Below are 11632 nucleotides of genomic sequence, written 5' to 3' on the forward strand. Positions count from 1 at the left end.
CTTTAGCCTGAGGCGCGCTGCAATTCGCCGGCGATCGCTGCGTCGAAATTTCCGGCTGCCGGCAGCGTCGCCTTTCCTGTCAGTGGCACTTCGAGGCGGCACAGCAGCCCCTCGGCGCGCCAATCGAATTGCGCCTGTCCGCCGAGCTGGGACTCGACGCTCGCGAGCAGGCTCTTGGTGCCGAAGCCGCGCACCTTCGGCTGCCTGACCAGCGGCCCGCCGGATTCCTCCCAGGTCAGCGCGAGCATCTCGCCACTCACCTCCCAGCCGATCGCAAGCCGCCCCGACCGCGTCGACAGCGCGCCGTATTTGGCCGAATTGGTAAACAGCTCGTGCAGTGCCAGCGCTAGCGTTTGCGCGGTAGCAGGGGCGAGCTGCACTTCGGGACCCGACAGACGGATCTGGCCGCCAAGCGAATAGGGCGCGAGCTCCTCTTCGATCAGCTTTTTGATCTCCGCGCCCTGCCAGCTCGACAGCGACAGGATGGTGTGCACGCGCGCCAGTGCATTGATACGTCCTTCGACTGCATTGACGTAGGTCTTGACGTCGTCGGCGCGGGTCAGCCGGACGATTGATTGCGCGAGCGCCAGGGCGTTCTTGGCGCGGTGATCGACTTCGCGAGCGAGCAGGTTCTGCCGCTCCTCGGCGCGCTTGCGCTCGGTGATGTCGACGGTGACGCCACTCACTCGCACCACGCGTCCGTCTCCGTCCAGCGTTGCCGCCGCCGTTCCGACGCACCAGCGCACCTCGCCATCTGGCCGCTGAATACGGAATTCGGCTTCATAGGCGCGCGTGCCCGTGTTGAATTCGGCGATCGCCTTGCGGAACTGGTCGACGTCATCGGGGTGCAGCAGCGCCTGCACGCTGGCCGAGGTGACGTAGAACGCCTCCGGGGTGACGCCGAAAATACGATACTGTCCTTCGTCCCACATCCAGTCGCCGTTGACCCAGTCCCAGTCCCAGGACCCCATTTTGCCAGCGGCAATCGCCATGCTGCGCCGCTGCTCGCTTTCGAGCAGCTTGGCGGTGGAGCTTTCAAGCTCGGCGGTGCGCGCGCGAACCCGATCCTCCAGTTCCCGGTTCAGCCGCTCGAGCTCGCGGGTCTTGCGGTAGAGCTCGGCGAACACCTTGATCTTGGCGCGCAGCACCTCCGGAACGACCGGCACCGGAACGTAGTCGACCGCGCCCATCTCGTAACCGCGCAGGCGATCGATGTCGGATACCTGGATTGCCGAGATGAAGATCATCGCGATCTTCTGGAAGCGCGGATGCTCGCGGATCATTGCCGCGAGCTCGAAGCCGTCGAGCTCGGGCATGCAGACGTCGACCAGGATCACCGCAATCTCGCTCTTCAGCAAAATTTCCAGCGCCTCCCGACCGGACGAGGCGATCACGAGGTTCTCGCCGAGGTCCTTCAGAATCACCTCGTAGGCGAGCAGCTTGGCCGGCTGGTCGTCGACGAGGAGGATGTTGACCTTTTCGTGGTCCATACTCGGATCCCACTCAGCGATGCAGCCACATGCGGATCGCAAGCAGCAATTGATCGGTGTTGACGGGTTTGGCGAGATAGTCGGAGGCGCCGGCTTCCAGACATTTCTCGCGGTCGCCCTTCATTGCCTTCGCAGTCAGCGCGATGATCGGCAGGCGCAAAAAGGCCGGGTTCCCCCGGATCACGCCGATGGTCTGATAGCCATCCATCTGCGGCATCATGATGTCCATGAGCACGATCGCGATCTCCGGATTGGATTCCACCAGCGCCACCGCCTCGCGGCCGGTGGTAGCGGTCAGCACCTTCATGCCGCGCCGCTCCAGCACGCTCGACAGCGCGAAGATGTTGCGGGCATCGTCGTCGACGAGCAGAGCGGTTTTTCCGATCAGGTCCTCGTCGGAACTGTTCAGCTTCTCCAGCATGCGCTGCTTTTCGGTCGGCAGCTCGGTGATCACCCGGTGCAGGAACAGCGCGGTTTCGTCGAGCAGGCGTTCGGGCGATTCCACGCCCTTGACCACGATGCTGCGCGCCATGGTGTGGAGCTCGGCATCCTCTTCGGCCGAGAGCTCTCGGCCGGTGAAGACCACGACCGGGATGTTGGACAGCGCCTCGTCGCTGCGGATCTGGTCCAGCACCTCGAAGCCGCTCATGTCCGGCAGGCGCAGGTCCAGCACCACGCAGTCGTAAGGAGCGTCGCGCAGCGTCGAGAGCGCGCCGGCGCCGGTGTCGGCCGCCACGATCTCGATGTCGTCGTGATGCAGTAGCTCGCGGATCGAGAGCTGCTCGGCTTCGTTGTCCTCCACGATCAAGAGCCGCTTGCGACGCGGTCTTGCATATTCCTTGATCTGGGTCAGCGCAGCGGAAACGCCCTCGGTCGTGGTCGGCTTGTTGACGAAGGAGAACGCGCCGCGGGCGAGCGCGTGCTGGCGGTCCTCGTCCAGCGTGATGATCTGCACGGGGATGTGGCGGGTCAGCGGATTGTGCTTGAGCTGGCTCAACACCGTCCAGCCCAGCATGTCCGGCAGGAAGACGTCGAGCGACACCGCCGTCGGCTGATACTGCTTGGCGAGCTCCAGGGCTTCAGCGCCGCGTGCGGCGACCAGCACCTTGAAACCCTTATCGCGGGCGAGATCGACCAGCACACGGGCATAATGCGGATCGTCCTCGACGATCAGCAGAATGGTGTCTCCCGGCTCGAGATTGAGCCGGTCGTCAGGCAGTTGCTCGATGACCCGCTCGGGCGCACTTGCCTGCGCCTGGAGCGCGGGCGGCTGATGGGCCGCGGGCGCAGCACGCGACGCGAGCGTTGGCCCCGAGTATTTGAGCGGCAGGTACAGAGTGAAAGTCGAGCCCTTGCCGGTGGCGCTCCGCAGGTGGATCTCGCCGCCGAGCAGGCTTGCGAGCTCGCGGCTGATCGCAAGCCCGAGGCCGGTGCCGCCATATTTGCGGCTGGTGCCGGCATCGGCCTGCTGGAATGCCTCGAAGATCAGCTTCTGCTTCTCCAGGGGAATGCCGATACCGGAATCAGAGACCTCGAACGCGATCACGGCCGGCGCAGCGTTGAGCACGGGGTGATCAGGCGTCCAGCCACCCAGCGCGCCGGCGACCTTCAGTCGCACGCCGCCTTCGGCCGTGAACTTGAAGGCGTTCGACAGCAGGTTCTTCAGCACCTGCTGCAGCCGCTTGGAGTCGGTGACGATGCTGCGGGCGAGGTTCGGATCGACCTCGATGTTGAAGGACAGGCTGCGGTTCTCCGCCTCGTGCCGGAACGGACGTCCGACGGTCTCCAGCAGGTTCGCAGTCAGGATCTCCTCGGCATCGACCGTCACCGTGCCGGACTCGATCTTGGAAAGATCGAGAATGTCGCTGATCAGGTTCAAGAGGTCGGTGCCGGCGCCGTGGATCGTGCGGGCGAACTCGACCTGCTTGGCCGATAGGTTGCCATCCGGATTGTCGGTGAGCTGCTGGCCGAGGATCAGGATCGAGTTCAGCGGCGTGCGCAGTTCGTGACTCATATTGGCAAGGAATTCGGACTTGTATTTCGAAGTCAGCGCGAGCTCGGTCGCTTTTTCCTCCAGCGCGCGGCGGGCCTGTTCGATCTCCTGGTTCTTGCGCTCGACTTCCACGTTGCGCTCGGCGAGTTGCTGCGCCTTCAGCTCGAGCTGCTCGTTGGTCTGCTGCAATTCGCGCTGCTGGGCCTGGAGTTCGCCTGCAAGCTGTTGCGACTGCTTGAGCAGGCCTTCGGTTTGCATCGTCGCCTCGATCGAGTTGAGCACGATGCCGATGGAGTCCGTGAGCTGCTCGAGGAAAGTCATTTGCGAGGTCGTGAATGAAGCGAGCGAGGCAAGCTCGATGACCGCCTTGACCTGGCTCTCGAACAGCACCGGCAGCACCACCAGGTTCTTTGGCACGGCGCGCAGCAGCGCCGAGTTGATCGGCACCACGTCGGCGGGGATGTCCGCGACCACGCGCGGGCGCTTGTCGAGCGCACATTGTCCGGCGAGTCCGTCACCGAATTGCAGCACCTGAGGATAGGGATAGGCGCCGTCGCCGGCATAGGAGGCGAGCAGGCGGAGCTGCGGGCTGTCCTCGTTCTCGATCTGGTAGATCACGCCGGTATGGGCGTTCACCAGCGGCGACAGCTCCGAGAGCAGGAGACGGCCGACGGTGGTGAGGTCGCGCTGGCCCTGGAGCATGTTGGTGAATTTGGCGAGGTTCGTCTTCAGCCAATCCTGCTCGGTGTTCACGTCCGTGGTGAGACGCAGGTTGGTAATCATGGTGTTGATGTTGTCTTTCAGCTCCGCGACCTCGCCGCGCGCATCGACCTGGATCGACCGGGTCAGGTCGCCCTTGGTGACAGCGGTCGCGACCTCCGCGATGGCGCGCACCTGCGAGGTGAGATTCGCCGCCAGCAGGTTGACGTTGCCGGTCAGGTCCTTCCACGTACCCGCCGCGCCCGGCACGTTGGCCTGGCCGCCAAGGCGTCCCTCGACGCCTACTTCGCGTGCCACCGAGGTCACCTGGTCAGCGAAGGTCGCAAGCGTCTCGGTCATGTTGTTGATGGTGTCGCCCAGAGCGGCGACCTCGCCCTTCGACTTCACAGTGAGGTTCTGCTTGAGGTCGCCGTTCGCAACCGCGGTCACGACCTTGACGATGCCGCGCACCTGCTCGGTGAGGTTCGCCGCCATGAAGTTCACCGTGTCGGTGAGGTCCTTCCAGGTGCCGGCGACGCCAGGCACCTGGGCCTGGCCGCCGAGCTTGCCTTCGGTGCCGACCTCGCGCGCCACGCGCGTCACCTCGCCGGCGAAGGCGTTGAGCTGGTCCACCATGGTGTTGATGGTGTTCTTCAGTTCGAGGATCTCGCCCTTCACATCGACGGTGATCTTGCGGGAGAGGTCGCCGCGGGCCACGGCGGTCGTGACCTCGGCGATGTTGCGGACCTGCGTGGTGAGGTTTGCGGCGAGGAGATTGACGTTGTCGGTGAGGTCCTTCCAGGTGCCGCCGACGCCGGGCACCACGGCCTGACCGCCGAGCCGCCCTTCGGTGCCGACCTCGCGCGCAACACGCGTCACTTCGGCGGCGAAGGAGCGGAGCTGTTCGACCATCGTGTTCAGCGTGTCCTTGAGCAGCAGGATCTCGCCGCGCACGTCGACCGTGATCTTCTTCGAAAGGTCGCCGCCGGCAATGGCGGTGGCGACCTCGGCGATGTTGCGGACCTGGGCGGTCAGGTTCGACGCCATGAAGTTGACGTTGTCGGTAAGGTCCTTCCAGGTGCCGGCGACTTCAGGCACTTGCGCCTGGCCGCCGAGCTTGCCTTCGGTGCCGACCTCGCGTGCGACGCGCGTCACTTCCGATGCGAAGGCATTGAGCTGGTCCACCATGGTGTTGATGGTGTTTTTCAGCTCCAGGATTTCGCCGCGCACGTCGACGGTGATCTTGCGGGACAAGTCGCCGCGCGCCACGGCGGTCGTCACTTCGGCGATGTTGCGGACTTGGGCGGTGAGGTTGCCCGCCATCGAGTTCACGCTATCGGTGAGGTCCTTCCAGGTTCCGGCGACGCCGGGCACGTTGGCCTGGCCGCCGAGACGGCCTTCGGTGCCGACCTCGCGCGCCACGCGCGTCACCTCGCCCGCGAAGCGGTTGAGCTGGTCGACCATCGTGTTCAGGGTGTCCTTGAGCTGAAGGATCTCGCCGCGCACGTCGACGGTAATTTTTCGTGACAAGTCGCCGCCGGCGATGGCGGTTGCCACTTCGGCGATGTTGCGGACCTGGGCGGTGAGGTTACCCGCCATCGAGTTCACGCTATCGGTGAGATCCTTCCAGGTGCCGGCGACGCCGGGCACCTCGGCTTGGCCGCCGAGTTTGCCTTCGGTGCCGACTTCGCGCGCGACGCGCGTCACTTCTCCGGCGAAGGCGTTGAGCTGGTCGACCATGGTGTTGAGCGTTTCCTTGAGCTGTAGGATCTCGCCCGACACGTTCACGGTGATCTTCTTCGATAGGTCGCCCTTGGCCACAGCTGTCGCGACCTCGGCGATGTTGCGGACTTGGCCGGTCAGGTTCGAGGCCATCGAGTTGACCGAGTCGGTCAAGTCCTTCCAGGTGCCGGCAACGCCACGCACCTGCGCCTGGCCGCCGAGCTTGCCTTCGGTGCCGACCTCGCGCGCCACGCGCGTCACTTCGCCCGCGAACGCGTTGAGCTGGTCCACCATCGTGTTGATGGTGTCCTTCAGCTCCAGGATTTCGCCGCGCACGTCCACGGTGATCTTCTTCGACAAGTCGCCGTTCGCGACCGCCGTCGTCACCTCGGCGATGTTGCGGACCTGGGCGGTGAGGTTCGAGGCCATCGAGTTGACGCTCTCCGTCAGATCTTTCCAGGTGCCGGCGACGCCGAGCACGTTGGCCTGTCCGCCGAGCCGCCCTTCGGTGCCGACCTCGCGCGCGACGCGCGTCACTTCTCCGGCGAAGGCGTTGAGCTGATCGACCATGGTGTTGAGCGTTTCCTTGAGCTGAAGGATCTCGCCCGACACGTTCACGGTAATCTTCTTGGAAAGGTCGCCGCTCGCGATCGCGGTCGCGACATCGGCGATGTTGCGGACCTGCGCAGTCAGGTTCGAGGCCATGAAGTTGACGTTGTCGGTGAGGTCCTTCCAGGTGCCGGCCACACCGGGCACCTGGGCCTGTCCGCCAAGCTTTCCTTCGGTGCCGACCTCGCGCGCGACGCGCGTCACTTCGGATGCAAAGGAGTTGAGCTGGTCCACCATGGTGTTGATGGTGTCCTTCAGCTCCAGAATTTCGCCGCGTACGTCCACCGTGATCTTTCGCGAGAGGTCGCCGCGCGCGACCGCCGTCGTCACGTGGGCGATGTTGCGCACCTGCGCGGTCAGGTTGCCGCACATCGCATTGACGGAGTCGGTGAGGTCCTTCCAGGTGCCAGCGACGCCGGGCACGATGGCCTGGCCGCCGAGCTTGCCGTCGGTGCCGACCTCGCGCGCGACGCGCGTCACCTCCGAGGCGAAGGAGCGAAGCTGGTCCACCATCGTGTTGATTGCTTCCTTGAGCTGCAAAATCTCGCCGCGGACGTCGACCGTGATCTTCTTGGAGAGGTCGCCATTGGCCACCGCGATCGTCACCTCCGCGAGGTTGCGCACCTGGTTGGTCAGGTTGTTCGCCATCGAGTTGACGCTCTCGGTCAGATCCTTCCAGACGCCGGTGACTTCCGGCACCTGGGCCTGGCCGCCGAGCTTGCCTTCGGTGCCAACCTCACGCGCGACGCGCGTCACCTCGGAGGTGAACACGCCGAGCTGCTTGATCATGGTGTTGACGATGGTCGCCGATTGCAAGAATTCGCCGCGCAAGGGGCGGCCGTCGACGTCGAGCTTGACGGTCTGCAGCAGATCGCCTTGCGCCACCGCCGCGACCGCGCGCGTCACCTCGCGGGTCGGCCACAGGAGATCGTCGATCAGCGTGTTGACCGAGCCCTCCATGTCGGCCCAGGAGCCGCTCGCCAGCCCGAATTTCACGCGCTGCCGCGTCTTGCCCTCGCGCCCTACCACCTGGCCGACGAGCTCGAGCTGCTGCGCCATGCGCTGGTTTGCAGCGATGATCTCATTGAAGGTGTCGGCGATCTTGCCGTCGATGCCGAGATAGTCGCCGCTCATGCGCACCGAGAAATCGCCGCTGCGCATCGCTTGCAATGCCAGCAGCAATTCCTGCCGGGAGTCGGCTTCCGAAGTGCCATTGACGTTTCGCTTGGGGACGCGACGACCCGATTGCGAAACTGGTCCGGGATCGAGGTCGCTCATGTCATTCCCCCCGCAGATGCGTTTTAGAATTCAATGCAAGCACGCAGTTTTGGAAATAGAACGTCAGCCAAATTGCAAATCAAGCTGCAACATTGGAGCATAGATAACTGGAACCTGCCTCACTCAACCCGGTGAAAACAACGCGGGGATGAGAATAGGGTTCCATCCAATTTTAGGAATTTTTTCTTTGCCTTCGCGCGCGCTGTTCCGGATGCGGAACGGCGAAGCGGCGTTGATCGGAACGGAGCGCGCAACCTAGTTATGAGAACAATGACCGTAGCCATAGCGACCAGCTTGCTGGTCGCCGGTGCGGCCTACGCGCAGAACGGTGCACCGAGCGGCCGCGGGGCCATCACGGGAGATCCGGCGGCAAGTTCGGCCACTCCCGGCTCCGCACCGACGACGGGAGCAGCAACGCAGCCGAGCCGGAGCGGCAGTGGCACGTCTACCTCGGGTGGCCGGGACTACAAGGGCGACCAGGGCCGGGACAAGATGCCCGAGAGCAATCGCACCGTGAAGCCGAAAAACGAGCAGCATCATCCCGTACGATGAGCGCCTACTTGTCGGCCGTGGTACGCGCAGCGTCCCTGAGCTGCGATCGCAGGATCGGCAACTGTTCGCGCGCGAAGGCGCTGAGCGCTTTATTGTCGGGCGCCCGCAGATAGCGCTCGAGCAGGTCGATGGTCTCTTCGTATTCGGCGATCTGCGCCGCATAGAATCGCCTGACATAGGCCGGGCCTTCGGAGTCGTCGGGGCCGGTGAGTGCGGCGCCCGCTGTCGAGGCCCTGCGAACGTTCGGCTCGGCGCCAATCGCTTGCTGAATCTGCTTCCGCGACTTTTCGCGCTTGGCTGCATCCTCGGCCCGCGAAATCGCCAGGGTCTTGACCTCCTGATTACCCCGAAGATCGGCGCTCTCGAGCAGGCCCTGCTGGAATCGCCCGAACGCATAGAGGTCGCCGATGACGTCGGTTGCCGTCGGCGTGCGCGCGGAATCGTGCCCTGCCCATGCGCGTTCACCGCTATTGTCGGCGAGTGCAGCGGCGCTCATGAACAACAGGACAGTGGTGACGATCATGCGCATGGACCGTCAATAGCGGGCTCAAGCAGAAGTTCCCGCGACATTACGATCCGGTAAGGGCGGTTGCGTCCAGCACTTTTGCTCCCCAACTGTTTCACATGAAGCAATCCGACATCTTCAGAGAAAACGCCGAGAACTGCCTGCATCTTGCCGAGCGGGCCGAGGGACAACCCGCCTTCAAACGCTACCAGCGAATGGCGGAGGCCTGGTCGGCGCTGGCGGAGGAGCAGGACTGGCTCGACGGCGAAATTCCGCCAGTTGCCCAACGCGTGCCGCATAAGAAGCCGACATCCTAGCCGCTCTCGCGTTCGTGAGTCCGCGTGTGAGACCGCTCACGGACGATGCGCGACCAACTGACGATGATCCGGAGTACGGTCGCTACAGACCGCGTTTGTTCATTTCTAGCAGGAGGATTGCAATGGCTCCCCGTCTGGCTCTGTTCGTCCTCATCATGGCGTTTGGCATTTCTGCCACCGTCGCGACCGTGACGACGCTGCGGCAAGTCCATTTGGCGCATTCGTCGCCACCTGTCGCGCAGCATGCGCGCAGTTAGGCGCGGTTGACCTCCCTGATTCCCCGCTGATCCGGAACCATTGCGGTTGCGGCGCGTAAGCTTCTTGAAGACAGATGGAAAGCGGGAAGTACAACCATGACGCATTCCAACCATGGCATCGTTCGCGAAAAGCGCGCCGAAGAGCAGCCGCGCGACAAGCAGCGCGCGCAAACCGTCCACAAATCCGGTGCGAAGGGTCCGCCGTCAAAGGAAGCAACGCGCGATCCTGCGCTGAATGATGAGGCCAAGACGCCGGGCTCGGGCATGACCCCTGATGATTCCGGCACGCCCCCGACCGGTTGAGACCCAGAGGAACGAATCCATCTCGGACGCGTAAGTGGATTGCTTGCGGCTTCATACCCCGGTGGGCCGGAAGCAATCTCCAAGGACGGCCCTGGCACCCCCCGTGCCGGGGTCGTTTGCCGTTGTGCTCTCGCGAGTGCGGTCAATCCTCGGCATCGCCATCGGCAGCGCCCGGCGTGTGGCCCTCGGGGCCGCGACCGAACACGCCATAGTCGCTCGACTTGACGCCCGCCAGCCCGTCGATGCCAGCACTGGCGAGACCAAGCTTGAGAAGTTCGCGCACCGCGGCGGCGCGTGTCGGCATGCGGTGGCGAAAGCGGAAATCGTCGACGGCACTCAGTTCTTCAGGCGAGAGCATGACCTGTAGTCGCTCGGCGCGAAGATCGTTCATGTTCAGCCACTCAAAGTTGGCAAGGTGAGTAGTTTACTCAACGAACCAACTCGGCGGGGGTTCCGCAAGCTCCTCAAATTCCACCAAATGAGTGAAATTATTACGTAAAATCAATAACTTATGTAATTGCGCGGGCCGCTACAAAGGTTCAGGCTGGAGGTCAATATCGCTCCAAGAACTGGAGAGACGCTATGCCCGATCAGGTCAGACTGCCGCGCAAACTATCCGAAGAGCCCGAGGCGCCGGAGCCGCGCCGGCCGAGTCATCGGAGGGTGATTGAGCAACTCGATCGCTGGGCCAATAGCCCGGGCCTGCAGCCCCCACGAGGTCGCGATGCGGAAACGGAAACGTTCTGATCCCCACACATTCGAGCAACGGCTCGAAGAGCATCGACGTCGGCTCGAAGGGGAGCTTGCAAAGCTGCGAGGTGGACGGCAGCGCGAGTTGCTTCTGGCGCGTCTTGAGCAGCTTCAGGCTGCCGCCGAGATGCACGAGTTTCTGTCGCTACGACGCTAGGCCGCTGGCCGATGCGTGGCCGTGCTGCCGGCCATGGCGTACGACGCGCAGCTTGCGACGCAGCCACCACATCGATACCGCGACGGTTCCCCACGCGAGCAGTGCGACTGCAAAAGGCCACTGCAACGCTTGCCGAGACGGTGACGTAGAACACGCCTGCGAAGGCGGCCAGGCCGATGCTTCCCGATCCAGCGCCTGCAGCATCGAGCGCAGCAGCCTGTCAGCCACGCCTTTCGCCGTTCAGAGCAACCTTCTGCTTCTTGCGACGTTCGTGGCGATCGATCAGCGTGGCGCTGGCGCAGAAGATCGCAGGAAGTGCGAGGAGCAGGCCGCCTACGGACGGGCCGCATTGCTTGGCGATGAGACCGGCCAGAATTGCTTGTTGAAGGGCGGTTTCGGGTAACGCGATGTCGGGTCGATGAGACTTTGCTCGGCCACGTGCTCGTCTCCTTTCGACGCCAATGGCAGCGAAGCCCGCGTGAACGACATGCCAGCGAGATATCGTGCTCGCTGCTCGTGCGTTCTCTCCGCCGGTTTCGGCGCTCAATGCGCAAAGAGGAGCATCGTTGCTGGGAAGTGGCGGGATGCCGACAAGTCTGTCGGCATCCGCAATGCGGCGTAGCATTCTTACTTGCTGGACTGGCCGACGCTCGGCGCCTTGCCGAGCTCCTGCGCCATGTCGAGATGGTGCTTCAGCGCCGGCAGCGTCTTGCCGGCCCAATTCTTCAGCTCGGGATTGTCGCCGCCATTGGCGTAGCGCTCGAACAACGGTACCGCGTCCTTGTGTGCGCTGACCTGATAGGAGTCGTAATCCGAGCTGAAGTCCTTGCCCGATGCGCCCTTGAGCTTGTCGAGCTTGCTCTGGTGCGAGCTGTCGAGCGTCGTCGGCGCCGTCGCCTGGACCTTGCCACTGCTGACGAGTTGCTTCAGCTCCGTCGAGGTCTTGGTGTGATCGGTCACCATCTGCTGCGCGAAGGTCTTCTCCTGCGCATAGCCCTTC

The 11632-nt window shown here is 63.8% G+C and carries 10 protein-coding genes; 4 read left to right on the forward strand and 6 right to left on the reverse strand.

Features of this window, described 5'->3' with window-relative positions:
* Positions 1-2: 2 nt before the first annotated feature.
* Together SO156_RS29825 and SO156_RS29830 are read right to left on the reverse strand one after the other, a co-directional pair.
* The gene (locus tag SO156_RS29825) at positions 3-1490 is read right to left on the reverse strand and encodes an HWE histidine kinase domain-containing protein (RefSeq protein WP_458150608.1); all 1488 of its coding nucleotides are present in this window, start codon (positions 1488-1490) and stop codon (positions 3-5) included.
* A 13-nt stretch (positions 1491-1503) separates the two neighbouring features.
* Complete coding sequence (locus SO156_RS29830; RefSeq protein WP_458150609.1) at positions 1504-7791, reverse strand: HAMP domain-containing protein; 6288 nt, start codon at positions 7789-7791, stop codon at positions 1504-1506.
* A 270-nt stretch (positions 7792-8061) separates the two neighbouring features.
* Here SO156_RS29830 and SO156_RS29835 point away from each other — a divergent pair, with 270 nt between their 5' ends.
* The gene (locus SO156_RS29835) at positions 8062-8343 is read left to right on the forward strand and encodes a hypothetical protein (RefSeq protein ID WP_458150610.1); all 282 of its coding nucleotides are present in this window, start codon (positions 8062-8064) and stop codon (positions 8341-8343) included.
* A 4-nt stretch (positions 8344-8347) separates the two neighbouring features.
* Here SO156_RS29835 and SO156_RS29840 read toward each other — a convergent pair whose 3' ends face one another.
* Complete coding sequence (locus tag SO156_RS29840) at positions 8348-8872, reverse strand: DUF4142 domain-containing protein (RefSeq protein ID WP_498537257.1); 525 nt, start codon at positions 8870-8872, stop codon at positions 8348-8350.
* Positions 8873-8967: 95 nt separating this feature from the next.
* On the opposite strand from SO156_RS29840, the gene SO156_RS29845 reads away from it, so the two are divergent.
* The 3 genes from SO156_RS29845 to SO156_RS29855 all read left to right on the forward strand — a co-directional run bounded on the left by SO156_RS29845 (position 8968) and on the right by SO156_RS29855 (position 9725).
* The gene (locus SO156_RS29845; protein WP_498537258.1) at positions 8968-9165 is read left to right on the forward strand and encodes a hypothetical protein; all 198 of its coding nucleotides are present in this window, start codon (positions 8968-8970) and stop codon (positions 9163-9165) included.
* Between the two features lie 122 nt (positions 9166-9287).
* Positions 9288-9422, forward strand: coding sequence for a hypothetical protein (locus tag SO156_RS29850; RefSeq protein WP_458150613.1), 135 nt, complete (start codon positions 9288-9290; stop codon positions 9420-9422).
* Between the two features lie 96 nt (positions 9423-9518).
* The gene (locus tag SO156_RS29855) at positions 9519-9725 is read left to right on the forward strand and encodes a hypothetical protein (protein WP_498537259.1); all 207 of its coding nucleotides are present in this window, start codon (positions 9519-9521) and stop codon (positions 9723-9725) included.
* 142 nt (positions 9726-9867) lie between these two features.
* Here the strand turns inward: SO156_RS29855 and SO156_RS29860 are convergent, their stop codons facing one another.
* The 3 genes from SO156_RS29860 to SO156_RS29870 form a co-directional block, all read right to left on the reverse strand.
* Positions 9868-10116, reverse strand: coding sequence for a hypothetical protein (locus SO156_RS29860; RefSeq protein WP_458150615.1), 249 nt, complete (start codon positions 10114-10116; stop codon positions 9868-9870).
* A 736-nt stretch (positions 10117-10852) separates the two neighbouring features.
* Complete coding sequence (locus SO156_RS29865; protein ID WP_498537260.1) at positions 10853-11257, reverse strand: hypothetical protein; 405 nt, start codon at positions 11255-11257, stop codon at positions 10853-10855.
* A 2-nt stretch (positions 11258-11259) separates the two neighbouring features.
* On the reverse strand, positions 11260-11632 hold a 373-nt coding region (locus tag SO156_RS29870), incomplete at its 5' end, for a DUF4142 domain-containing protein (protein ID WP_498537261.1).

Source organism: Bradyrhizobium sp. UFLA05-125 (assembly GCF_059803515.1).